The organism is Clostridium sp. DL1XJH146 (genome assembly GCF_054819755.1).
The window spans coordinates 1-243 of record NZ_JBTVVN010000175.1 but is presented as its reverse complement, the minus strand read 5'-3'; the positions used below and the strand labels follow the sequence as shown (position 1 = coordinate 243).

At 39.9% G+C, this 243-nt stretch carries 1 protein-coding gene; it reads right to left on the bottom strand.

Annotated elements, in window-relative coordinates:
* Positions 1-243 (bottom strand): glycosyltransferase (locus ACVHXK_RS18985; protein WP_461207958.1); only part of this gene is annotated, 243 nt, incomplete at both ends.

Sequence of the window (243 nt, the reverse complement as noted above, 5' to 3'; positions counted from 1 at the left end):
GAATAGTTTTATTTGCATTCAGAACTTTTATCGTTGTATTGCAGATATTTTGTGCCACATCAAAATAGTTGTCATCATTTCGGTGTAACACTTCTACGCCATTTTCGATCATTCCTCTGTGCTTCAGAGTAGCATCCACCCATTGGCCAAAGCCACTTAAATCCGTTGTAATACATGGTATCTTGAAAGCACAAGCCTCGAGCGGTGTATATCCCCAAGGTTCATAATAGCTTGGGTAGATAC